General features: G+C 66.1%; 23 protein-coding genes. 13 read left to right on the top strand and 10 right to left on the bottom strand.

Annotated features, from left to right (window positions below):
* Window positions 1–40: 40 nt before the first annotated feature.
* From QZ755_RS14575 to QZ755_RS14590, 4 genes are all read right to left on the bottom strand, one after another.
* Window positions 41–247 (bottom strand): hypothetical protein, encoded by a 207-nt coding sequence (locus tag QZ755_RS14575; RefSeq protein WP_294324230.1) that lies wholly within the window; start codon window positions 245–247, stop codon window positions 41–43.
* Entirely contained in the window at window positions 244–2,904 is a 2,661-nt protein-coding gene (gene ppdK / locus QZ755_RS14580) for a pyruvate, phosphate dikinase (protein WP_294324232.1), read from the bottom strand. The genes QZ755_RS14575 and ppdK overlap by 4 nt, the downstream gene beginning before the upstream one ends.
* A 109-nt stretch (window positions 2,905–3,013) precedes the next feature.
* Entirely contained in the window at window positions 3,014–5,305 is a 2,292-nt protein-coding gene (gene glyS, locus QZ755_RS14585) for a glycine--tRNA ligase subunit beta (RefSeq protein WP_294324235.1), read from the bottom strand.
* Window positions 5,302–6,168 (bottom strand): glycine--tRNA ligase subunit alpha, encoded by an 867-nt coding sequence (locus tag QZ755_RS14590; protein ID WP_294324359.1) that lies wholly within the window; start codon window positions 6,166–6,168, stop codon window positions 5,302–5,304. The genes glyS and QZ755_RS14590 overlap by 4 nt, the downstream gene beginning before the upstream one ends.
* Before the next feature lie 213 nt (window positions 6,169–6,381).
* Here QZ755_RS14590 and QZ755_RS14595 point away from each other — a divergent pair, with 213 nt between their 5' ends.
* The 13 genes from QZ755_RS14595 (at window position 6,382) to QZ755_RS14655 (ending at window position 17,307) form a co-directional block, all read left to right on the top strand.
* Entirely contained in the window at window positions 6,382–6,555 is a 174-nt protein-coding gene (locus tag QZ755_RS14595) for a hypothetical protein (RefSeq protein WP_294324238.1), read from the top strand.
* 7 nt (window positions 6,556–6,562) lie between these two features.
* Window positions 6,563–6,763, top strand: a complete 201-nt coding sequence (locus tag QZ755_RS14600; RefSeq protein ID WP_066690346.1) for a helix-turn-helix transcriptional regulator — start codon at window positions 6,563–6,565, stop codon at window positions 6,761–6,763.
* Window positions 6,756–7,193: a hypothetical protein gene (locus QZ755_RS14605; protein WP_294324239.1), complete on the top strand. Its 438-nt coding sequence runs from the start codon at window positions 6,756–6,758 to the stop codon at window positions 7,191–7,193. The genes QZ755_RS14600 and QZ755_RS14605 overlap by 8 nt, the downstream gene beginning before the upstream one ends.
* The gene (locus QZ755_RS14610) at window positions 7,190–8,047 is read left to right on the top strand and encodes a TraB/GumN family protein (protein ID WP_294324243.1); all 858 of its coding nucleotides are present in this window, start codon (window positions 7,190–7,192) and stop codon (window positions 8,045–8,047) included. The genes QZ755_RS14605 and QZ755_RS14610 overlap by 4 nt, the downstream gene beginning before the upstream one ends.
* A gap of 122 nt (window positions 8,048–8,169) precedes the next feature.
* Window positions 8,170–8,859, top strand: coding sequence for a 50S ribosomal protein L25/general stress protein Ctc (locus QZ755_RS14615; protein WP_294324244.1), 690 nt, complete (start codon window positions 8,170–8,172; stop codon window positions 8,857–8,859).
* A gap of 170 nt (window positions 8,860–9,029) precedes the next feature.
* Window positions 9,030–9,596 (top strand): aminoacyl-tRNA hydrolase, encoded by a 567-nt coding sequence (pth, locus tag QZ755_RS14620; protein WP_294324246.1) that lies wholly within the window; start codon window positions 9,030–9,032, stop codon window positions 9,594–9,596.
* Between the two features lie 111 nt (window positions 9,597–9,707).
* Window positions 9,708–10,571: an AraC family transcriptional regulator gene (locus QZ755_RS14625; protein ID WP_294324247.1), complete on the top strand. Its 864-nt coding sequence runs from the start codon at window positions 9,708–9,710 to the stop codon at window positions 10,569–10,571.
* Window positions 10,572–10,690: 119 nt separating this feature from the next.
* Entirely contained in the window at window positions 10,691–12,460 is a 1,770-nt protein-coding gene (locus QZ755_RS14630) for a sensor domain-containing diguanylate cyclase (protein WP_294324249.1), read from the top strand.
* 92 nt (window positions 12,461–12,552) lie between these two features.
* Window positions 12,553–13,455 carry a PHB depolymerase family esterase gene (locus QZ755_RS14635; protein ID WP_294324252.1) on the top strand — a complete coding sequence of 301 codons (903 nt, stop codon included), beginning with the start codon at window positions 12,553–12,555 and terminating at the stop codon, window positions 13,453–13,455.
* Between the two features lie 38 nt (window positions 13,456–13,493).
* On the top strand, window positions 13,494–14,078 hold the full coding sequence (locus QZ755_RS14640) for a TIGR02466 family protein (RefSeq protein WP_294324255.1): 585 nt from the start codon (window positions 13,494–13,496) through the stop codon (window positions 14,076–14,078).
* 59 nt (window positions 14,079–14,137) lie between these two features.
* The gene (gene ychF, locus QZ755_RS14645) at window positions 14,138–15,238 is read left to right on the top strand and encodes a redox-regulated ATPase YchF (RefSeq protein WP_294324257.1); all 1,101 of its coding nucleotides are present in this window, start codon (window positions 14,138–14,140) and stop codon (window positions 15,236–15,238) included.
* Window positions 15,239–15,359: 121 nt separating this feature from the next.
* Window positions 15,360–16,538: an ectonucleotide pyrophosphatase/phosphodiesterase gene (locus QZ755_RS14650; protein ID WP_294324260.1), complete on the top strand. Its 1,179-nt coding sequence runs from the start codon at window positions 15,360–15,362 to the stop codon at window positions 16,536–16,538.
* Between the two features lie 310 nt (window positions 16,539–16,848).
* Window positions 16,849–17,307: a MaoC family dehydratase gene (locus QZ755_RS14655; RefSeq protein ID WP_294324263.1), complete on the top strand. Its 459-nt coding sequence runs from the start codon at window positions 16,849–16,851 to the stop codon at window positions 17,305–17,307.
* A gap of 8 nt (window positions 17,308–17,315) precedes the next feature.
* Here QZ755_RS14655 and QZ755_RS14660 read toward each other — a convergent pair whose 3' ends face one another.
* The 6 genes from QZ755_RS14660 to petA all read right to left on the bottom strand — a co-directional run bounded on the left by QZ755_RS14660 (window position 17,316) and on the right by petA (window position 22,181).
* Entirely contained in the window at window positions 17,316–18,089 is a 774-nt protein-coding gene (locus QZ755_RS14660; protein WP_294324267.1) for a hypothetical protein, read from the bottom strand.
* A gap of 202 nt (window positions 18,090–18,291) precedes the next feature.
* On the bottom strand, window positions 18,292–18,708 hold the full coding sequence (locus tag QZ755_RS14665) for a hypothetical protein (RefSeq protein WP_294324269.1): 417 nt from the start codon (window positions 18,706–18,708) through the stop codon (window positions 18,292–18,294).
* A gap of 139 nt (window positions 18,709–18,847) precedes the next feature.
* On the bottom strand, window positions 18,848–19,399 hold the full coding sequence (locus QZ755_RS14670; RefSeq protein WP_294324273.1) for an adenine phosphoribosyltransferase: 552 nt from the start codon (window positions 19,397–19,399) through the stop codon (window positions 18,848–18,850).
* Complete coding sequence (locus QZ755_RS14675; RefSeq protein WP_294324275.1) at window positions 19,396–20,265, bottom strand: cytochrome c1; 870 nt, start codon at window positions 20,263–20,265, stop codon at window positions 19,396–19,398. The genes QZ755_RS14670 and QZ755_RS14675 overlap by 4 nt, the downstream gene beginning before the upstream one ends.
* A 10-nt stretch (window positions 20,266–20,275) precedes the next feature.
* Window positions 20,276–21,586 (bottom strand): cytochrome b/b6, encoded by a 1,311-nt coding sequence (locus tag QZ755_RS14680; RefSeq protein ID WP_294324278.1) that lies wholly within the window; start codon window positions 21,584–21,586, stop codon window positions 20,276–20,278.
* A gap of 10 nt (window positions 21,587–21,596) precedes the next feature.
* Window positions 21,597–22,181, bottom strand: a complete 585-nt coding sequence (petA, locus tag QZ755_RS14685) for a ubiquinol-cytochrome c reductase iron-sulfur subunit (RefSeq protein ID WP_294324282.1) — start codon at window positions 22,179–22,181, stop codon at window positions 21,597–21,599.
* Window positions 22,182–22,312: the final 131 nt, after the last annotated feature.

Below are 22,312 nucleotides of genomic sequence, written 5' to 3' on the forward strand. Positions count from 1 at the left end.
CTCAATGCCGCCATCAACTTCAGAAGAATCCTCACAGACCCTAAAACGTCACCCATTCCGTCCCGCCGGGGAAAATCACATCCTCCACCTTGTCGCCGATCTTGGTTACCGCCAGCAGCAGCGCCACGACCACGATCAGGTCGAACGCGAGGACCGCGCCCCAGACGAAGGCCGGGTGGAACGGGCCGATCCGGTCGTACCCGTCCTTCGTCACCCGCGGACGGTCACTGAACGCCGCCGCCTTCATTTGATGAGCGCCGCCTGCGCCGCCGCCAGCCGGGCGATCGGCACGCGGTACGGGCTGGCCGACACGTAATCGAGTCCGACCTTTTCGCAGAAGGCGATCGACGCCGGATCGCCGCCATGTTCACCGCAGATGCCGAGCTTGATGTCGCTCCGCGTCTTGCGCCCGCGCTCGGCCGCCAGTTCGATCAACTCGCCCACGCCCTCGACATCGATCGAGACGAACGGGTCGCGCGCATAGATGCCCTTTTCGACATAGGCGCCCAGGAAGCGGCTGGCATCGTCGCGACTGACACCCAGCGTCGTCTGCGTCAGGTCGTTGGTCCCGAACGAGAAGAACTGCCCGGCCTCGGCGATCTCGCCGGCCTTCAGCGCGGCGCGCGGCAGTTCGATCATCGTGCCGACCAGATACTCGATCGTCCGCCCCTTGTCAGCAAAGACCGCCTGTGCGGCCTTGTCGACGACCGCCTTCATGAGTTCCAGCTCGCGCCGGGTGCCGACCAGCGGGATCATCACTTCAGGGATCGGCGCCTCGCCCGACTTCTCCGCGACGATCACCGCGGCCTCGAAGATCGCGCGCGCCTGCATCTCGTAGATTTCGGGATAGGTCACGCCGAGGCGACACCCGCGATGGCCCAGCATCGGGTTGAATTCGTGCAATTCGGCTGCACGCCGCTTCAACTGGTCGACCGCGATGCCGGCGGCCTGAGCCACTTCGGCGAACTCGGCCTCCTGATGCGGCAGGAACTCGTGCAGCGGCGGATCGAGCAGGCGGATGGTGCAGGGCAGCCCGACCATTACCTCGAAAATCTCGACGAAATCGCTGCGCTGTTCGGGCAGCAGCTTGTCGAGCGCTGCGCGCCGGCCCGCTTCGTCCTCGGCCAGGATCATCTGCCGCACGGCGGTGATGCGCGACTGTTCGAAGAACATGTGCTCGGTCCGGCAGAGGCCAATGCCCTCCGCGCCGAAATCGCGCGCGGTGCGGCAATCGAGCGGGGTTTCGGCGTTGGTCCTGATCTTTAGGCGGCGAACGCCATCGGCCCATTCCATCAGCGTGCCGAAATCGCCGGCCAGTTCGGGCTGCACGGTCGCGACGGCACCCGCCATCACTTCACCGGTCGCGCCGTCGATGGTGACGATGTCGCCCTCGCGAATCTCGCGGCCGGCGATCTTCATCACGCCCGCCTTCGCATCGATCGAGATCGACCCCGCCCCCGACACGCATGGCCGGCCCATGCCGCGCGCCACCACGGCGGCATGGCTGGTCATGCCGCCGCGCGCCGTCAGGATGCCGCGCGCCGCGTGCATCCCGTGAATGTCTTCCGGCGACGTTTCGGTGCGGATCAGGATCACCGCGTCGCCCGCGTTCGAACGGCGCTCGGCGGTGTCGCTATCGAACACCGCGATACCGCTGGCGGCCCCCGGCGATGCCGGCAGCCCCTTGGTCAGCACATCGCGCGCGGCCTTCGGATCGAGCGTCGGGTGCAGCAGCTGGTCCAGCGCCTGCGGATCGACGCGCAGGATCGCTTCCTCGCGCGAAATCAGCCCTTCCTCGGCCATGTCCACCGCGATCTTGAGCGCGGCCTTGGCGGTACGCTTGCCCGAACGCGTCTGCAGCATCCACAGCTTGCCCTGCTGCACCGTGAATTCGATGTCCTGCATGTCGCGGTAATGCCGCTCAAGCCGGTCGAACACGGCGGCCAGCTCGCCATAGGCGTCGGGCATCGCCTCTTCCATCGACAGCGGCTTGGCGTTCGCCGCCGCCCGCGCGGCGGTGGTCAGGTATTGCGGCGTACGGATACCCGCGACCACGTCCTCACCCTGCGCGTTGATCAGGAATTCGCCATAATAGGCGTTCGCCCCGGTCGACGGATCGCGGGTGAAAGCGACGCCGGTGGCGCTGGTGTCGCCCATATTGCCGAACACCATCGCCTGCACGTTGACCGCCGTGCCCCAGTCGCCTGGAATATCGTTCAGCCGGCGATAGACCTTGGCCCGATCCGCCTGCCACGACCCGAACACCGCGCCGATTGCGCCCCACAACTGGTCCTGCACGTCCTGCGGGAACGGCTTGCCCCACAGCTCGACCACGATGTCCTTGTACTGCGCCACCAGCTCGCGCCAGTCGTCGGCGGTCAGGTCGGTGTCGAGATAATAGCCGCGATCTTCCTTCGCGATTTCCAGCGCTTCCTCGAACCGGCCATGGTCGAGTTCCAGCACCACGTCAGAATACATCTGAATGAACCGGCGATAGCTGTCCCAGGCGAAGCGGGCATCGTCGGACACCTTCGCCAGCCCCTCGACCGTCTGGTCGTTCAGGCCGAGGTTCAGCACTGTGTCCATCATCCCCGGCATCGATACCCGCGCGCCCGAACGTACCGACACCAGCAGAGGATCGCCATGGTCGCCGAAGCGCTTGCCGGTGATCCCCTCGATATGGGCGATGCCGGTCGCGACTTCATCGCGCAGGCTGTCGGGGAAGCGCTCGCCGTCCTCGTAATAGCGGGTACACATCGTCGTCGCGATGGTGAAGCCCGGCGGCACCGGCAGGCCGATCGACGCCATTTCCGCCAGGTTCGCACCCTTGCCGCCCAGCAGCGTCTTGTCGCCCGACCCCCCGTCCGAAACCCCGCCGCCGAACCGATAGACATACTGCGTCATGCTCGTTCCCTTTCCATCCGGGACCGCGAGGGCCACGGGGTTTGGTAGTGCCAACGGGCGACGAATCACCCCCCGTTCCCCACCCCGTTAAACGGGTTAAACCGATTGGTCAGCCCTCGATCTTCGAAAAATCGGCAACCCGGTGTACGGCGTCGCGGACCCGTGCCAACAGCTTGAGCCGCGCGGTGCGCTTATGCGGGTCGGCATCGTTGACCGTAACGTCGGTGAAGAACGCATCGATCGGTGCACGAAGACTGGCGAGCGCCGCCATCGCCCCGGCGAAATTCTCCGCCTCGATCGCCTGTTCCGCCCGTGGCTCGGCCACGTCGAGCGCCGCGATCAGCGCCGCTTCGGCCGGTTCGCGATCATAGGCGTTCGCTTCCCGCTCGGCCCGCGCCAGTTCGGCCACGACCGGCGCGAAATCGGGGTCTTCCACCATCGCCAGCGGGTCTTCCTCGCCGGTTTCAGGAATATGCCTGCTGGCGCCCGGAGCTTCCTTCTTCAGGATGTTGGCGGCGCGCTTGTAGCCGGCGAGCAGGTTCGTGCCGTCTTCGGTGGTGACGAAGGCTTGCAACGCGTGGACCCGGGCGAGCAGGCGGACGAGATCGTCCTCGCTGCCCAGCGCGAACACCGCGTCGATCAGGTCGTGACGGACGCCCGCCTCACGTTGCTGGACTTTCAGGCGGTCGGCGAAGAAGTCTAGTAGCCGCATAGCGTTCTGGACTAGTTCAGTTGCTTTCGATTTGAAGGCGTCGTTAAACGCAATTGCATCAACAACGCGATCAAAATCGACAGATTGCAGAATCCCTGCACGGTCGAAAGCTTCATAGTCGCGCCTAAAAGTCGCAACGCGATCCAACGGCCCGCTAAGACGGTTCATGAACTGAATGAAATAGTCAGACTGAAAGACTGCATTCAACGGCAGTCTAAATCCCGTTGCATCCAGCGCGCTGACCATAGCGATAGCCGCTCGACGAAGCGCAAACGGATCTTTTGATCCAGTCGGCGGGAGATCGATCGCAAAAAAGCCGATTAGCGTATCCAGCTTGTCCGCCAACGCCACGGCCACCGTCACCGGCGCAGTCGGAACATCATCCCCCTGCCCGACCGGCTTGTAATGATCGCGCACGGCCTCGGCGACCTCGACCGGCTCACCCTGCGCGGCGGCGTAATAGCCGCCCATCAGCCCCTGCAATTCGGGGAACTCGCCGACCATGCCGGTGACGAGATCGGCCTTCGCCAGTCGTGCGGCGCGCTCGGCGTGCGCCGGGTCCCCGCCCTTTACGACGCCGCTCTCGACCAGCCACCGCGCCAGCTTCGCCACTCGCTCGACCTTGTCGGCGACCGTGCCCAGCTTCTCGTGAAACACGATCTTTTGCAGCTTCGGCAGCTGGTCCTCCAGCCGCGTCTTCAGATCGGTTTCGTAGAAGAATTTCGCGTCCGACAGCCGCGCCGCCAGCACCTTGGCATTACCCGCGACGATCCGCTCGCCGCCATCCGCCGCGTCGATATTCGCGGTGCAGACGAACGCATTGGCCAACTGCCCCGCGCCATCACGGCAAACAAAGTACTTCTGGTTCACCCGCGCGGTCAGCTGGATCACCTCCGGCGGCACGGCGAGGAACGCCTCGTCGAAGCTGCCGAGCAGCGGCACCGGCCATTCGGTGAGGCCGGCATTTTCCGCCAGCAGCCCCTCATCCTCGACCAGCGTCAGGCCCGCGCCCTGCGCCGCCATCTTGGCACCGACCGCGATGATCGCAGCGCGCTCATTCTGGTCGACGATGACATGGGCGTCGCGCAACGTCTCGACATAGCTGTCCGCCGACGTAATCGTCACCGGGCCGTCGTGGTGGAAGCGATGCCCCATCGTCTCCGCGCCGCTGGTCACGCCCGCGACCTCGCACGGCACGACCGCAGTCCCGAACAGCGCGATGATGCCCTGCAACGGCCGTACCCAGCGTGGGGACTCCGGGCTGAGCGAGGCCGTGCCCCAGCGCATCGACTTGGGCCACGGGAAGGCGCGCACGATCGCGGGGATGGCGGCCGACAGAACCGTCGCCGTCTCACGCCCCGGCACCTCGGTCACCGCAAACAACACGCCGTCCCGCTCGGTCAACTGCTCCCGCGTCAACCCGGTCTTGCGCAAAAACCCTTCCAGCGCCTGCGGCGGCGCCGACGCGCGCGGCCCCTTCACTTCCTCCCGCACCGGCTCGGTTGCGTCCGGCAAATCATGCGCGATCAGCGTCAAACGGCGCGGTGTCGCATAGGTCGTGATCCGCGGCGCAGCGATTCCGGCCTTCGCCAGTTCGCCAACGAACAGCTTGGCGAGGTCCTCGCGGGCCTTGGTCTGCATCCGCGCGGGGATTTCCTCGCTGCGCAGTTCGAGCAGAAAATCGGTCATGCCACCCACCCCGAATACTTCGCTTGCCACGCGGGCGTCTGCGTCTCGATGAACTTCGCGCAACTGGCCTTCGCCAGATCGCGCACCCGGCCGATATAGGCCTGCCGCTCAGCCACGGAGATCACCCCGCGGGCGTTCAGCAGGTTGAACACATGGCTCGCCTCGATCGCCTGTTCATAGGCCGCGATCGGCACGTCGTTGGCCAGCGCATTCTCGCACTCCGCCGCCGCCTTCCTGAACAAATCGAACAGGCCGTCTGTATCGGCGACCTCGAAATTCCATTTCGACATTTGCCGCTCGTTCTCGAGGAACACGTCGCCATAGGTGACGCCGGCGTCATTGAACGCCAGGTCGTACACGCTGTCCTTGTCCTGGATATACATGGCGAGGCGTTCGAGGCCGTAGGTCAGCTCGCCCGCGACCGGCTTGCAGTCGAACCCACCCATCTGCTGGAAATAGGTGAACTGGGTGACTTCCATCCCGTCGCACCACACTTCCCAGCCCAGGCCCCATGCGCCCAGCGTCGGCGATTCCCAGTCGTCCTCGACGAAGCGGATGTCGTGTTGCGTGAAGTCGATCCCGATCGCCGCCAGCGACCCAAGATACAGCTCCTGCAGATTGGGCGGCGAAGGCTTCAGGATCACCTGATACTGGTAATAATGCTGCAGCCGGTTCGGGTTCTCGCCATAGCGGCCATCGGTCGGCCGGCGCGATGGCTGGACGAAGGCCGCATTCCACGGTTCCGGCCCCAGCGCGCGCAGCGTCGTCGCCGGGTGGAACGTCCCCGCCCCCATCCGCATGTCATAGGGTTGCAGGATGACGCAACCCTTGTCGCTCCAATAATCGTGGAGCGTCAGGATCATTTTCTGGAAGCTGAGCGGGGCGGACATGGTTTCGCCTTTGAATGCAGGAATGTCCCGCGCCTAGCCGGATCGCCGATCACCGGTCAAGCGAACCGGATGTCAGGTCTTGGCGACACGATGTCAGGTAGTATTGACATAACGGCCGAATCGACAGATAGATAGTCAGGTAAACACGACACATTGTCGCTGATCGTTGACATGGAAGGCCTAGCGATGCCCCGCCCCGACACCCAACGCTGCACGCTGTTCGTCGTCGCGCTGTGCGCCGCCGTCGCCGCGATGGCTGCCAACCGCAACGACCGGGCAGTACCGCCAGCCGCACCAGCCAGCGGCATTTCCTTCGCCGCCGAGCTCGGTGATGCGGCGGTGTCGCTATCGTGGCGGTGAGCGGTTCGTGAAGAACCGGCTGAAGATTTTGCGCGCGGAACGCGACTGGAGCCAGGCCGAACTGGCCGGCCGGCTGGACGTGTCGCGACAGGCGGTGAACGCGATCGAAACCGGCAAGCACGACCCGTCGCTGCCACTAGCGTTCCGCATGAGCCGGTTGTTCGGCCTGCCGATCGAACAGATTTTCGAGGATGACGTCGATGGTTGAAGAATGGGGCACCGCCCGCGAACGGCAGCGCCAGCGGCGGCGCCGGACGCTGATGATTATGGCGATTGTAACGGCCGCGCTGGCTCCGTTGCTCGCCGTCTTCCTCCTTGGCCTCGTGGAGGGATTCAGCGGCGCATATGACCCTGATCGGGCGATTCAAACGCGCAGCCATGCCGGCTACATCGCCACGGCCATCGCGCTGCTGGTCGTGCTGGTCGTCAAATATCGGATGTGGCGCAGCTCGGACGAGGTCGAACGACAGCAGGTAACGGCCGCGCTGGCAATGGCGGGCATTGTCGCGCTGGCTTCGCTGCCGGTGCTGTCGCTGGCGGAACAGCCGCTGGGGTTCAAGTTTCCCGCGCTGATCGGCTGGGCCATCGCCATCGCCGCGCTGGTCACGACCCGCATCGTCCAGCGCCTGCGCGGATGATCGCCCGGATCGTCGCCGCACTGTTCGGCTGGCTGTCGCTGGCCAGCCCGGTCGCGGCCCCGGCAGCGCTCAGGCCCGCCCTATGGGTCGCGCGCGACGGTGACACGACGATCTGGCTGTTCGGCAGCGTGCATCAGCTGCGGCCGGGTACACCGTGGCTGACCGGGGCGGTGGCGAACGCCTTTGCCGACAGCGACGTCCTCACCCTCGAAATCGCACCGGCCACGTCGGATGCGATGACGCGGGCGCTGGTGAAGGTCGCACCGGTCCGCCCGGCACCGCTGCCGTCCGACCTCGACCGACGCCTGCGCAGGCGCGCGCGCGACCTCGGCTTTCCCGCACAGGCTTTCGACGCGACCGACCCGTGGTTCGCCGCGACCACCCTCGCTGCCCAGCCGCTGGCCCGTGCCGGCTACACCCCGGCCCCCGCGCCCGAAACGCTGCTGGCGCGACTCGCCGATCGCAGCGGCACCGCGATCGAGCCACTCGAAACGCTCGACCGGCAACTCGGCATCTTTGCCGCCCTGCCGCAACCGGCGCAGCGTACCATGCTCGCCCGTGTCCTTGCCGATCCCGATCCGGTGCCGGCGATGGACCGTATCGTCGCGACCTGGGGCCGGGGCGACGTAGCCACGCTCGACCGGTTGCTGGCGAGCGACATGGACGAAGCCGGCCCGGCGGTCCGCACCGCGCTGCTCGACCGGCGCAACGCCGCATGGGCCGGGATGATCGCCAGGTGGATGGGCAAGCCGGGAACGCGGTTCGTCGCGGTCGGCACGGGACACCTGACGGGGCCGGGCAGCGTGCAGGCGCGGTTGCAGGCGATGGGGGTGGCGGTGACGCGGGTGCGGTAACGCCCCCAAACCTTGCCTTACGCCACGAACTCCCCTATGCGCCCGCGCTTGTTCGTGCCGGGGTCATCCCTGGAGGCCCGGCCGCGCAAGACACATGAACCAAGCATTCTAAGGAAGACATGATGAGCGATACGCTGCACCTGTCGGCCGAGACGCGCGATCGGGCAGGCAAGGGAGCCTCCCGTGCCCTGCGTCGCGATGGCCGCGTCCCCGCCGTGATCTATGGCAACAAGCAGGATCCGGAAAGCATCCACCTGAACGCGCGTGAGCTGATGAAGCAGCTGATGACCGGCCACTTCATGAACTCGGTCATCATGGTCGATGTCGGTGGCAAGAAGGTGCGGACGCTGGCCAAGGACGTCGCCTTCGACGTCGTCACCGACCAGCCGATCCATGTCGACTTCCTGCGCATCGCTAAGAATGCGACGGTAACCGTCGCCGTGCCGGTGGTGTTCACCAACGAAGACGACGCGCCCGGCATCAAGCGGGACGGCGGCGTGCTGAACGTCGTTGCGCACGAAATTGAACTGACCGTCGAAGCGTCGAACATCCCGACCGAGATCGTCGTCGACCTGACCGGCCGCGAAGTCGGTGAATCGATCCACCTGTCGGACGTCAAGCTGCCGAACGGTGCCGAGGCGACTGCTTCGGAAGACGCCGTGACCGTTGCGACGATCACGCCGCCGACCACGCTGACCGCCGAGGACGAAGCGCTCGACGCCGAAGTCGCCGAAGCACAGTCGGCCGAAGCCGCTGCTGAAGCCGAGGCGGACGAAGCCGACGCCGAAGGCGAGGACAAGGCCGAGGGCTGATCCGCCCCGCCTTGCGCAGCTTTGGGGAGCGGGATGGCCGAGGTCGTTCCGCTCCCTTTTGCGTTCGGGGGAGCCGGCCCCCGACTGAGGCAGCGCGCTTCCCATCCGGAACGTGACCAAAGCGCTCACACCCGCTACAGCCGCGCGCCACCCACCCGAAGGACCCCGCAATGCAGCTCTGGACCGGCCTGGGGAATCCCGGCCCGCAATATGCGATGCATCGCCACAATATCGGCTTCATGGCGGTCGACGCGATCGCCGAGGTCCATGGCTTCGCCGCACCCAGACGCGCCTTTCAGGGCTGGGTACAGGAAGGACGGATCGGGTCGGAAAAGATCCTGCTGCTGAAACCCGGCACCTATATGAACGAAAGCGGCCGCGCGGTCGGCGAAGCGATGCGCTTCTACAAGCTGGCACCCGCCGACGTGACCTTGTTCCACGACGAACTCGATATCGCGCCGTTCAAATTGAAGGTAAAGGTCGGCGGCGGCCATGCCGGGCATAACGGGCTGCGTTCGACCGACGCCCATATCGGCCCCGACTTCCGCCGCATCCGCCTCGGCATCGGGCATCCGGGACACAAGGATCGGGTAACCCCCTATGTGCTGGGCAATTTCGCGAAGGCGGAACTGGACGACCTGACCGACCTGCTGGGCGCGGTCGCAGCGGAGTCGCCGTGGCTGGCCGCGAACGACGATGTGCGCTTCATGAACGAGGTCGCGCGGCGGATGGGATAAGCGCAGTGTCCGGCGCCCCCGACCACCTCTCGCCCCCCCCAACACCGCAAGATCGGTCGAGCGCCCCGCCCCTTCCCGTGTGCATATGCCCGTGCCACACAAGGAACGGACATGACGGCGAACGCCTCCCCCTATCACGACCGGATGCAGCGGGCGCTCGACCATATCGACCGGCATCTCGACGACGATCTCGACCTTGCTCGCATCAGCGCGGTCGCAGCCTTCTCGAAATATCATTTCCACCGCCAGTTCGTCGCGACCTTCGGCCTGCCGGTACAGCGTTACGTCCAGCTCGCCCGGTTGCAGCGGGCATCGCACCGGCTCGCCTTCCACGGCGACCGCGTGACCGACGTGGCGCTCGATGTGGGATATGATGCGCCCGATGCCTTTGCCCGCGCCTTTCGCCGGCGCTTCAGACAATCGCCATCGTCCTTCCGTTCCGTGCCCGACTGGGCACCGTGGCGCGCGGCGCTCCTGCCGCTGGATCTTGCGAGGAACCGATCCATGCCGACCTACGACGTCACCCTGCGCGACTTTCCCGACACCCGCGTTGCGATCCTGTCCCATGTCGGCGACATGGCGACGATCGGCGACACCATCCGCCGCTTCATCGCGTGGCGACGTGCGAACCGCCTGTCACCGGCGGACCATGCGACCTTCAACCTCTTTCACAGCGATACGCAGGCGTTGGCGGCCGGCCCGGTCCGCATCGACCTGTGCGTCGCTACCGATCGCGTATTTCCGCCAGAAGACGGGGTTACCATCGGCCTGATCCCCGGCGGCCGCTGCGCCGTGGTGCGGTTAAGAGGCCAAGCCGACGACCTCGAGGCCCCGGCGCTCCATCTCTATCGCGACTGGCTGCCCGATAGCGGTGAGGAACTGCGCGACGTTCCGCTATTCTGCCAGCGGGTCCGCTTCTATCCCGACGTGGCGGAACGCGACGCGATCACCGACCTGTTCCTCCCCTTGCGATAGCGGGGACGGTACACGGCGTACCGGGCGTGCCGAGCGCAGGCAAACATCCCTTAACCAATATGCCCCAAGGTCTCGGCATGGCCCGATCCACCGAATCCGTTGCGCGCGTAATGCGCTCCGTGATCCTTTCGATGCTATCGGGCTGCACCTATTTCAGCGCTGCGTTCCTGTCGCTGACGTTGACGCTGGGCAATGACGGGATCGCCACGCTGTGGCCGCCCAGCGGTATCCTGCTCGCGGTCCTGCTGCTGGCACCGCGCGAACGGATCGCGTGGCACGTGGTTGCCGCAACTATCGGTGCGCTGGCCGCCAACCTGGCGATCGGTAATCCGCCAGCAACCGCGCTTACCTTCGCCGTCGCCAATATCAGCGAATCGATCCTGGCGGTATGGCTGCTGCGCCGGGACGGCCGGCGCGGCACCGCCTTTCTCGACCAACGCGACCTGTTGCGGTTCGGCAGCGCGGCCCTGGCCGGAACCATGCTCAGTGCAACGATCACGACGACCACGCTCCCACTCATACCCGAACGGCTTGCCTTGTTCTGGCTGTCGTGGCTGTCGACGGACCTGCTTGGCATCTTCGTCGTGGCGCCGGTCATCCTGATCTTCGGTCGGGCGCTGTATCGCCCGCGCGTCCAGGCGATACCGCAATCGATCGCCAGGACGATAGCCGTCTTCCTCCTGATCGCGGTCGTCTCGGCGATCACCTTTGCCCAATCGAGCTATCCGCCCCTGTTCGCGCCGATGCTGGCCGTGCTGCTGGCCGCGTTCTGGCTCGGCCCGCTGGGCGCGGCGGGCGGGGTGATGATCGTGGCCATGCTGTCGACCACGGCCCTGGCGCTCGGCATCGGGCCGATTGCGCAGGACGATATCGGGCCGCTCGAACGCAGCCTGTTGCTGCAATGCTATCTGCTCACCACCTTTGCCGCGTCGCTGCCGATCGCGACCCTGCTTGCCGCACGCGACCGGCTGCTTGCCCGGCTGGCCGAAAAGATGCGGCTGCTCGAACTGGCCGAAAGCGCGGCACAGGTCGGCCACTGGCGTCTCGACACCGGCAAGCAGCGGGTCACCTGGTCGCAGGAGGTGTATCGCATCCACGGCATCCCCGATACCGTGCCCCCGACGCTCGGCTCGGCACTGGACGCGTATCATCCCGACGACCGCGCGATGGTGACGGACCAGATCGAACAAGCGATGGCCAACCATGCCGGGTTCGAATTTCGCGCGCGGATCGTCCGGCCCGATGGCGAAGTGCGTCACGTCTTTTCGCGTGGGGAAATCGATCGGATCAACAATGACGGATCGGTATGCCTGTTCGGCATCATCCAGGACGTCACGGTGCAGGTCGCGCATGAAACCCTGCTCGACGACGCCCGGCTCCAAGCGGAGGAAGCCGCCCGCATCGCCACGATCATGGCCGAAACCGACCAATTGACCGGCATCGCCAATCGCCGCCGCACGCTGGCTGCGCTGGAACGCGCGGTGTCGACCTCCGACGCAGATGGCGGCCCGGTGTCGATCGCGATCTTCGACATCGACCATTTCAAGCAGGTCAACGATCGCTATGGCCACGCCACCGGCGATGTGGTGCTGCAACGCGTCGCGCACATCGCCACCGCCGAGTTGCGCAAGGCGGACGTGATCGGTCGGTTCGGCGGGGAGGAATTCGTCCTGCTGCTGCCCGACGCCACCACGGCCACGGCGTTGCGCGTCGCCGAACGGATCCGCCGCGCGATCGAAGCGGGCGCCGATCGGCCACCGGTGACGATCAGCGTGGGCGTCGCCGAACGACTGCCCGGCGAAACCACCGAAGCCTTGCTGCGCCGCGCCGACCAGGCATTGTACGTCGCCAAGCGCGAGGGGCGCAACACGCTGCGCCTAGCCGCCTGACCGGCAATCGAGGGCCGCTTTGCAGGATCATCCTTAGCGGTCATGGGTCCCCGACCTTGCCCCGTCGCGTGCCGGAAAGGTACACCCACGCAATGACCCGTTTGATCCAATGGCTTACCGGCCTGCTCCTCCTGTCGCTCGGCACCGTGGCACAGGCCGCCCCGCACTGCTCCCTCGCCCCCGGCGGCGACCGACAGGTCGTGGTCGGCCCGGACGGTCGCACGGTACTGATCCACCTGCCCCGCGCCCAGGTACCGGAAGCACCTGCCCCGCTGGTCATCCTGCTCCACGGCAGCGGCAGCACCGGCGCAGCGATGTTGCGTGATTCGAGGCTGGCCGAGGCGGCGGATCGGCACGGCTTCATCGTCGCCGCGCCCGATGCTGGCATTGCCCATGACAAGGGCTTCGTCTGGAACATTCCCGGCGTGCCGACTGTCGCCGGCACGGTTCCCGGCCCCGATGCGCCCGACGATGTGAAGTTCATCGGCGCGCTGATCGATCAGCTGGCTGCGCAAGGCTGTGTCGATCCGGGGCGGGTCTATGCCACCGGCCTGTCGGGCGGCGGGCGGATGACGTCGTGGCTCGGCTGCGTCGCGACCGATCGCTTTGCCGGCATTGCCCCCGTGGTCGGGCTGCGTGCCGGCAACCCGCTCGCCAGCGACCCCGCCCGCCCCGATCCGACGACCTGCCGTCCGTCGAAGCCGCTGCCGGTCCTTGCCTTTGCCGGCGACGCCGACACCACCAACCCGATCCAGGGCGGAGGCGCCAGATACTGGTCCTACACCATGCACGCTGCCGAAATGCGCTGGGCCGGCCTCAACGGCTGCACCGCCGCGCCCACCACCCGCTGGGTCGCGCCCAAGGTGTATGAGGAACGCTATACCGGCTGCCGCAACGGCGCGGACGTCGCGGGCAGGATCACGGTCGGTGGCGGGCATAGCTGGGTCGTCGACAATGACGCGCTCTGGGCGTTCCTGTCGCAGCACCGCCGCTGACCCTTTCCAAAACGTGTCCGATCGGCCAAGCCGCATCCATGACCGTCCGCACCCTGTTCCCGACCCAGCTCTACGAAGCCGATCTCGCCGATGCCCAGCTGGTCGATGAACTCGACGCTTCGGTCCGCGCGCTGGCCGAAGAGGATATGGCGGGTCGTCGCTGGTCGAAGGAGCATGGCTATCGCGGCTATACCTCCTATGCCTCGCTCAACGACCTGCCGCTGCGCGACCCGGTGTTCGCCGACCTGAAGCGCGTCCTCGATCGTCATGCCGCGAAGTTCGCCGCGGCGTGCGGCATGGAACTGGCCGGGCGCAAGCTGAAGCTCGACAGCCTGTGGGTGAACCTGCTGAAGCCCGGCGGCGGCCATTCCGGTCACCTCCACCCGCACAGCGTCGTGTCGGGCACCGTCTATGTCGCCGTTCCCGAAGGTGCCGGTGGCATCCGGTTCGAGGACCCCCGGCTGCCGATGCTGATGGCCGCACCCACCCGCCCCGGCACGTTCGAAACCGTCGCTCCCCGGCCGGGCACACTGCTGCTATGGGAAAGCTGGCTGCGCCACGAGGTCATGCCCCATGCCGGCAAGGGCGAACGGATCAGCGTCAGCTTCAACTATCGTTGGTAGCAAATCGGCGCGGCAGGCGCTAAGGGGCGGGCTTTCCATCATCACCGGGATTGCACCAAGTGGGTTTTCGCTGCGGTATCGTCGGGCTGCCGAATGTCGGCAAGTCCACCCTGTTCAACGCGCTGACGCAGACTCAGGCGGCACAGGCGGCCAATTATCCCTTCTGCACGATCGAGCCGAACGTCGGTAACGTCGCCGTTCCGGACCCCCGGCTGGATTCGCTGGCGCAGATCGCCAGCTCGGCCAAGAAGATCGAGACGCAGCTGGCGTTCGTCGACATCGCCGGCCTGGTGCGCGGCGCGTCGAAGGGTGAGGGGCTGGGCAACCAGTTCCTGGGCAATATCCGCGAGGTCGATGCGATCGTCCACGTCCTGCGCTGTTTCGAGAATGACGACATCCAGCATGTCGACGATCGCGTCGATCCGATCGCCGATGCGGACACGGTCGAAACCGAACTGATGCTGTCCGATCTCGAGTCACTCGAAAAGCGCGTGCCCAACCTGACCAAGAAGGGCCAGCAGGGCGACAAGGAAGCCAAGGTCGCCGCGGTCGTACTCGGCCGCGCGCTCGACCTGCTGCGCGAAGGCAAGCCGGCCCGCCTGACCGAGGTCAAGGACGAGGAAGAGGAACGCCACTTCGCGCAGGCGCAGCTGCTCACCGCCAAGCCGGTCCTCTATGTCTGCAACGTCAACGAGGAAGACGCCGCCGAAGGCAACGCGCTGTCGGCAAAGGTGTTTGCCAAGGCGAAGGCCGAAGGTGCCGAAGCCGTCGTCGTTTCCGCCGCGATCGAGGCGGAGATCGCGACGATGGAACCGGCCGATCGGGCCGAGTTCCTGTCCGACTTGGGCCTTGCCGAAACCGGCCTCGCCCGCGTGATCCGCGCCGGATATTCGCTGCTGCACCTGCTGACCTTCTTCACGGTCGGTCCGAAGGAAGCCCGCGCCTGGACCGTGTCGGTCGGGGCCAAGGCACCACAGGCGGCGGGCGAAATCCACAGCGATTTCGAACGCGGCTTCATCCGCGCCGAAACCATCGCCTTTGCCGATTATGTCGCGTGCAAGGGCGAAAGCGGCGCCCGCGATGCAGGCAAGCTGCGTGCGGAGGGCAAGGAATATGTCGTGCAGGACGGCGACGTGATGCTGTTCCGCTTCAACGTCTGACCCTTCATCACGGCGTCATCTTCTAGCGATATATTGTATCGTCATGCGGTTCCCTTCCCTGTTCGCTGCGCTTGCCCTGCTGGGCGGTTGCGCTGGTCATTCGCTCCCCGTCCGGTCGCCCATGGCGGCCGTCAAAACGCGTACGCCGGTCACGATCCTGATCGGGATCGATGGCGCGCGACCGGACTATCTGTCGCCTGCGGTCACGCCGACCTTGTCGCGGCTGGCGGCGGATGGCGTTTCCGCGTCGATGCAGCCCTCCTTTCCGACCAAGACCTTCCCCAATTTCTGGACGATCGCGACCGGCGTCCGTCCCGACAAGAGCGGCATCGTCGGCAACAAGATGGAGGACGCCGCCCGCCCCGGCGAAACCTTCACCATGGAAACCACCGATCCGTTCTGGTGGAACACCGCCAAACCGATCTGGATCGCCGCCGAACAGGCTGGCATCCGCAGCGCGACGATGTTCTGGCCGGGTAGCGAGGTCGCCTGGGGCGGCAGCGGCAAGCCCGACCACGGCGTCTATGCCGGCGGTGCCCATGCGTCCGACTGGCAGGCATTCAATCAGGCGATCGATGCGAACCAGCGCGTCGATGCGGTGATCGACTGGCTGCGCCGCCCCGCCGCGACCCGCCCGCGCTTCGTCACCCTGTATTTCGATGACGTAGATGCCGCCGGACATGAACATGGCCCGCAAGGGGCGGAAACGCGCGCCGCGATGACGCATGTCGATGCCGCGATCGGTCGCTTGCAGCGCGAACTGGCGACGCTGGGGCAACCGGCGGACCTGATCGTCGTCGCCGACCATGGCATGGCGGCGATCGCCACCGACCGCGTCATCGCCCTCGACCGCGTGATCCCGACCGGCAGCTATCGCCTGATCGAAACCGGCCCCTATGCCGCGATCGATTCCACACCGGGCCAGGAACGCGCCTTGGCCGCTGCACTCGCCAGGCCGCATCCGCACATGCAATGCTGGCCCAAGGCCGCGATCCCGGCGCGCCTGCGCTACGGCACCAATCCGCGCGTCGCGGCTTTCCTGTGTCTTGCCGAGATCGGTTGGACGATCGCACCATCCGCCCCCACCCGGCCGGTAACCGGCGGCGCGCATGGCTATGACGACGCCGCGCCGGAGATGCAGGCGATGTTCGTGGCGAACGGGCCGGCGTTCCGTACGGGTGTGAAGCTGCCCTCCTTCCGCAACACCGCGATCCACCCGCTGCTGCGCCGGATGCTGGGTATTGCGCCAGACCCGACATTGGACGGCGACGCCGGGATTGGCGCAGCCGCGCTGCGATAAGACGGATTCAAAGGAGGGGCGTAGCGACCTGCCTCGGCCTGCGCGGAACGCGATCGATCGGATTCCGCTGCTTGGCCTATGGGATCGGCTGGATAGCGATACGCCTGAACCGGGGCGTCGCGGGGATACCGTCACGGGTTTCCGGACCCCGACCGTTGCCGCCACGATCGCAGCCGCATGACACCTGCTGCTATCGTGGGACGGGTGGGCAACCGACACCCCCGGCCCGAACCGTGATGCCTGGGGAAAAATTCAGCCACCTGCCCGCTCAAGGCTTGCAGCCAGCAGGTTTCGGTATGAAACTGGTCCTATGCGCTATTTCGAAGACATCGCCGTCGGCGACACCGCCCGCTTCGGTTCCTACCCCGTTTCGCGAGAGGCGGTGATCGATTTTGCCCGGCAATATGACCCGCAACCGTTCCACTTGTCCGACGAGGCCGCAGCGCAAACGCATTTCGGTCGGCTGGCGGCCAGCGGGTGGCATAGCTGCGCGATGACGATGGCGATGCTGGTCGAACAATGGCGGATCGATCCCGTCGCCAGCCTGGGCGCGGCGGGGATCGACGAGCTGCGGTGGCGGCGGCCGGTATATCCGGGCGATACCCTGCACTGCGAAACCGAGGTGCTGTCGACCCGACCCTCGTCCAGCCGCCCCGAAATGGGCAGCGTCGCCAGCCGGGTGACTGTCCGCAACCAGGACGATCAGGTCGTGATGACCTTCATCTCACAAGCGCTGATCGCAACCCGCGCGGCCGCGCCCGCAACCTGACCGGACGATCATTCCGACCGGGGCGTCCGACGTCCCGACCCGCGCCCTTCCGGGCCGCGGAAGCGACCGCCACCAGGACGAATGCCCTCGGGCCGCTCAAAGCCGCGCGCGGCACCGGCCGGCGGCCCTTCGCGGGATGGCATGGCCGACTGGCTGCTGCCACGCGGCACGTTGCGGAAGCCGAGGCGACCATCGAAACCGGGGCGGCCATCCGGGGCACCCGGTGCGGCGTCCGATCGACCTCGCCAGCCGCCGGGCCGTCCACGATCGCGCGGGACATTCTCGAACCCGCGCCGATCGTCGAAGCCCGGACGGCGATCGCCGCGCCAGCCATCGGGACGACGGGGAATTGGCGACTGGCTGCTGCCGCGTGGGACGTTCTGAAAGCCTGGCCGATTGTCGAAACCGGGGCGCTGACCGTTCCAGCCCGGCCGATCCCAATTGTCCCAGCGCGGCCGGCCGCCACCCCAGTCACCACGCCACCGGTCGCGCCGCTGCTGCCAATAATAGCGCTGGCGATCGTTCCACCGGAACGGCCGGCGATAGCGGTCGTAGACATAATAGCCGGTGCCCGGATAATAATAATCGCCGAACCAACCCCAGTAGGGATCGCCGAAGCCGCCGGCATAATTGTCATAATAGCCGCCATAGCCCCCGCCATAATAGCCGGGCGAGGCATAGCCGACATTGACGCCACCATAGCCATAATCGCCATAGGCACAGGCGGATACGCCCGCCCCCGCCGCAAGGGTCAACAGGATCGCGCGTAGCCGATAAAACATGGGTCTGCTCCCGCAGGCGACGAGCCTGGGCGCGGCGCCGATCATGATGGTGATGGGAAACAACGGTCGGTAGCGACCGCCGGTTCCTGTCCATGCGGCACCATCCGCCACGCCGGCTGAATGGATGCTTTCTCAGGTCGCCCGATCTACCTTCGAAAACCGCTGATATGTTGGCGCTGCCTTCGCGCGGGAATGGTTGGAATCAAGTCACGGTCACGACCCGACAGCGCATATCTGTCCGGCTATGGCCAACGCGCCGGGGCGGCCAGTGCCGCACGCTCCAATTGCCGAGATCCTGCCCGCGAACGAATTGCGCCCGGCAGGATATTCGATCGGGCGCAACCTCGCCCCGAACCCGTCGCGGTCCTCCCTCGCGCCACAGGATGAACGAACAACGCTGGCCCGCGCGAGCCTTGGCACAATCCAGCGCTTGAATGTGTAGCCGGGGCGCCGGGCTTTCGCTTCCCCCTGCCTCGTACCACGACGCGGCCACTCGGTTGCCATTGCCGATGATCGCATTGCGCTGCAAATCGTCCCAGATGGCCGCGCGTAACTGTCCTGCCAGCGGCTCTTCCGGTACGGAAAGGGTCGCCGCAGCGAACAAGGTCAGGGCGATCATGCGATCGGCCCAGCAAAGGCGACCGATCTTGGGCGGCACGGGTCCGGCGAGGCGCCTTCCCGGCAACTCCTCAGCCTCAGACAATCGCCCGCAGGATTTCCAGCGCAATAATGGCAGAGCTTGTTACGCCCTGTGCCGATCAATGCCCTGAAAACCCCACCAACGCGGAAACCGCGATCCCGTCGGCCCGTAACGCATCGGCACCGCCCAGATCGGGCAGGTCGATCGCGAAGACAGCCTGTTCGACCGTGGCGCCCGCCTTGCGCAGCAACCGCACCGCCGCGCGGGCCGTGCCGCCGGTCGCGATCAGGTCGTCGACCAGCAGGACGCGCGCGCCGGGGGCACAGGCATCAGCGTGGATCACGATCCGGTCGGTGCCGTATTCGAGCGCATAATCCTCAGCGATGGTCGCGCCCGGCAGCTTGCCGTCCTTGCGGATCAACAGCACGCCGGCACCCAGCGCCAGCGCGACGGCGGGAGCGAAGACGAAACCGCGCGCCTCGATCCCGGCAACCAGCTCGATCGGTCCCTGCACCGCATCGACCATGCCCTGCACCGCCAGCCGCAGCCCCTCCGGATCGAGGATCAGCGTCGTGATGTCCCGGAACTGGATGCCGGGTTTCGGGAAATCCGGAATGGTACGGATGCGCCGGGCGATCTCATGTCGTCCGACGCCATCCGCGCTACTCAATGCTTCATGTCCCGCCAGATGTTGCGATAGGCACCGAACGCCAGCGCAGTGAAGATCAGCAGGAAGATCACCGCCGCCGCACCCGCCGCGTGACGCGATTCCAGGTTCGGTTCGGCGGTCCACGTCAGGAACGCCGCGATGTCCTTCGCCATCTGATCCTTGGTCGCGCGGGTGCCGTCCTGATACTGGACCTGATCGTCCGCCGTCAGCGGCGGCGCCATGGCGAGGTTCAGCGTGGCGAAATAGGGGTTGTAGTGCAGCCCGTTCGGCGTCTTCGCATCGGGGAACTTCTTGAGCAGTTCCGCTGGCTGGTCACGATAGCCGGTCAGCAGCGAATAGACATAGTCCGGGCCATCGTCGCGCGCCTTGGTCATCAGCGACAGGTCGGGCGGCACCGCATTGTTGTTGGCGGCACGCGCGGCGACATCGTTGGCGAACACCAGCGGGAAGCGGTCCGACGGCAGGTTCTTGCGCGTCGCCGGTTCGCCCGTCTCCGGGTTCACGCTCGGCTGTTCGATCTGCCAGTCGCTGGCGATCGTCTTCACCTGACCTTCGTCATAGCCAAGCTGTTGCAGATCGCGGAACGACACCAGCCGGATCGAATGACAGGCCGAGCAGACTTCCTTGTAGACCTGGAACCCGCGCTGCAGCTGCCGCTTGTCGAACGTACCGAACAGGCCCGCCGACTGCAGCCCGGCATCGCGCCGGTCCTTGATGTGGAATTCATGCTCGGCGGAATGCACCGGCGTGTCGTTGATCATGCCGCCGACGGTCGAGAAGATGCCGAGCAGCAGCGCGAACAGGAAGCCTGCCCCGACGACGAGGTTCAGGTTGCGGGCGAGAAAGCGGGAAGCGAAGGAGAGCATCGTTGTTCCCTTACTCGGCCGCGGCCGGGGTGGCGTGACCATGGGCGGCGCTCTGCGCGGGCGACGTGCCGCCCTCGCCCTTCAGCACCGCTTCGGTGATCGAATTGGGCAGGGGACGCGGACGCTCCATCGCCGACACGATCGGCAGCACGACCAGGAAGTGCGCGAAATAATATCCCGCCGCGATCTGGCTGAGCAGTACCGTGATCGGCGTCGCCTCCGCCCCGCCGAGATAGCCGAGCACCAGCACGTCGACGAGCAGCACGACCAGGAAGATGCGATAGGTCGGACGATAATTGGCCGACTTGACCGGCGACTTGTCGAGCCACGGCAGGAAGAACAGCAGCAGGATCGAGCCGAACATCGCCAGCACGCCCCACAGCTTCGCCGGAAAAATGAAGTCGACGGTGAACGCCTTCAGGATCGCGTAGAAGGGCAGGAAATACCATTCGGGCACGATGTGCGCCGGCGTCGAGAGCGGGTTGGCCGGGATGTAGTTGTCCGGGTGGCCCAGCAGGTTCGGCGCAAAGAAGATCAGCGCGGCGAACACGATCAGGAACACGCCCAGCCCGGCGCCGTCCTTGGCGGTGTAATAGGGGTGGAAGGGCACGGTATCCTGCGGCCCCTTCACTTCCACGCCGGTCGGGTTGTTCGAGCCGGGAATATGCAACGCCCAGATATGCAGGACGATCACGCCCGCGATCACGAACGGCAGCAGATAGTGGAGCGAGAAGAAGCGGTTGAGCGCGGCATTGTCCGGCGCATAACCGCCCAGCAGCCACACGCGGATCGTCTCGCCCACGCCCGGTATCGCCGAGAAGAAGCCGGTAATGACCTGCGCGCCCCAGAAGCTCATCTGCCCCCAGGGAAGCACATAGCCCATGAACGCGGTCGCCATCATCAGCAGGAAGATGACGACGCCCAGCAGCCATACCATCTCGCGCGGCGCCTTGTACGACCCGTAATAGATGCCGCGGGCGATATGCGTATAGACGACGATGAAGAACATCGACGCACCGTTCGCGTGGGCATAGCGGATGAACCAGCCCGACGGCACGTCGCGCATGATGCGTTCGACCGAATCGAACGCGACCGCACCGTTCGCGGCATAATGCATCGCCAGCACGATGCCGGTGATGATCTGCACCGCGAGCGCGGCCCCGGCGAGCACGCCGAAGTTCCAGAAATAGTTGAGGTTGCGCGGTACCGGATAACCGGCGCCGACGGCGTTATAGACCAACCGGGGAAGCGGCAGCTTCTCGTCCAGCCACCGCATCAGCGGCTGTTTCGGTTCGTAATGCTTGGCCCAGGGGAAGCTCATGACTCTCTCCTCAGCCGACCGTCACGACGGTGTCGGACGTGAATGCGTATTCGGGAACGTGCAGGTTCTGCGGCGCAGGACCGGAGCGGATACGCCCGGCGGTGTCGTAGGCCGACCCGTGGCACGGGCAGAAATAACCGCCGTACGGCCCCTTGTTCTCACCCTCGCCCGCGCCCAGCGGCACGCAGCCAAGGTGCGTGCAGACGCCCAGCGTGATGAGCCAGTTGTTTTTGCCCGTCTTGGTGCGCTCCTCCAGCGTCTGCGGATCGCGCAGCGTGCTGACCGGCACGGCATTCGCCTCGGCGATTTCCTTCGGCGTCAGGTTGCGCACGAACAGCGGCTGTTTGCGGAACGTTGCCTTGATCGCCTGTCCCGGCTCGATCGCCGACAGGTCGATTTCGGTCGTGGACAGCGCCAGCGTATCGGCGGCAGGCGACATCTGGTTGATGAGCGGCAGCGCGATCACGCCTGCGCCGACCCCGGCGAATGCCACCGCGCCGATCGACAGATAGTCGCGCCTGCGGGGATTATCCGGCCCGCCGTCGAGCGCAGTCGCGCCGCCTGCGGGTACGTGCTGATCTTCGTCAGTCGCCATTCAACAGCCCTTGTCGTCGGGCGCATTTCGCGCCCTGCCCCTCTCCGGTCGCCTTCGTGGAAGCGACGCCGGACCGATCGGTTTTCCGTCCAGTCGCACGGGTGATAGCCGCGCGTTCGGTCGTTTGCCAA

This window comes from uncultured Sphingomonas sp., assembly GCF_913776855.1.
Lineage (GTDB): Bacteria > Pseudomonadota > Alphaproteobacteria > Sphingomonadales > Sphingomonadaceae > Sphingomonas.

Bases quoted from the DNA above. Each gene is read 5' to 3' on its own strand.
- QZ755_RS14575 (WP_294324230.1), bottom strand. From the start codon at position 247: ATGAAGGCGGCGGCGTTCAGTGACCGTCCGCGGGTGACGAAGGACGGG.
- ppdK (WP_294324232.1), bottom strand. From the start codon at position 2,904: ATGACGCAGTATGTCTATCGGTTCGGCGGCGGGGTTTCGGACGGGGGG.
- glyS (WP_294324235.1), bottom strand. From the start codon at position 5,305: ATGACCGATTTTCTGCTCGAACTGCGCAGCGAGGAAATCCCCGCGCGG.
- QZ755_RS14590 (WP_294324359.1), bottom strand. From the start codon at position 6,168: ATGATCCTGACGCTCCACGATTATTGGAGCGACAAGGGTTGCGTCATC.
- QZ755_RS14595 (WP_294324238.1), top strand. From the start codon at position 6,382: ATGCCCCGCCCCGACACCCAACGCTGCACGCTGTTCGTCGTCGCGCTG.
- QZ755_RS14605 (WP_294324239.1), top strand. From the start codon at position 6,756: ATGGTTGAAGAATGGGGCACCGCCCGCGAACGGCAGCGCCAGCGGCGG.
- QZ755_RS14610 (WP_294324243.1), top strand. From the start codon at position 7,190: ATGATCGCCCGGATCGTCGCCGCACTGTTCGGCTGGCTGTCGCTGGCC.
- QZ755_RS14615 (WP_294324244.1), top strand. From the start codon at position 8,170: ATGAGCGATACGCTGCACCTGTCGGCCGAGACGCGCGATCGGGCAGGC.
- pth (WP_294324246.1), top strand. From the start codon at position 9,030: ATGCAGCTCTGGACCGGCCTGGGGAATCCCGGCCCGCAATATGCGATG.
- QZ755_RS14625 (WP_294324247.1), top strand. From the start codon at position 9,708: ATGACGGCGAACGCCTCCCCCTATCACGACCGGATGCAGCGGGCGCTC.
- QZ755_RS14635 (WP_294324252.1), top strand. From the start codon at position 12,553: ATGACCCGTTTGATCCAATGGCTTACCGGCCTGCTCCTCCTGTCGCTC.
- QZ755_RS14640 (WP_294324255.1), top strand. From the start codon at position 13,494: ATGACCGTCCGCACCCTGTTCCCGACCCAGCTCTACGAAGCCGATCTC.
- QZ755_RS14650 (WP_294324260.1), top strand. From the start codon at position 15,360: ATGGCGGCCGTCAAAACGCGTACGCCGGTCACGATCCTGATCGGGATC.
- QZ755_RS14655 (WP_294324263.1), top strand. From the start codon at position 16,849: ATGCGCTATTTCGAAGACATCGCCGTCGGCGACACCGCCCGCTTCGGT.
- QZ755_RS14660 (WP_294324267.1), bottom strand. From the start codon at position 18,089: ATGTTTTATCGGCTACGCGCGATCCTGTTGACCCTTGCGGCGGGGGCG.
- QZ755_RS14665 (WP_294324269.1), bottom strand. From the start codon at position 18,708: ATGATCGCCCTGACCTTGTTCGCTGCGGCGACCCTTTCCGTACCGGAA.
- QZ755_RS14675 (WP_294324275.1), bottom strand. From the start codon at position 20,265: ATGCTCTCCTTCGCTTCCCGCTTTCTCGCCCGCAACCTGAACCTCGTC.
- QZ755_RS14680 (WP_294324278.1), bottom strand. From the start codon at position 21,586: ATGAGCTTCCCCTGGGCCAAGCATTACGAACCGAAACAGCCGCTGATG.
- petA (WP_294324282.1), bottom strand. From the start codon at position 22,181: ATGGCGACTGACGAAGATCAGCACGTACCCGCAGGCGGCGCGACTGCG.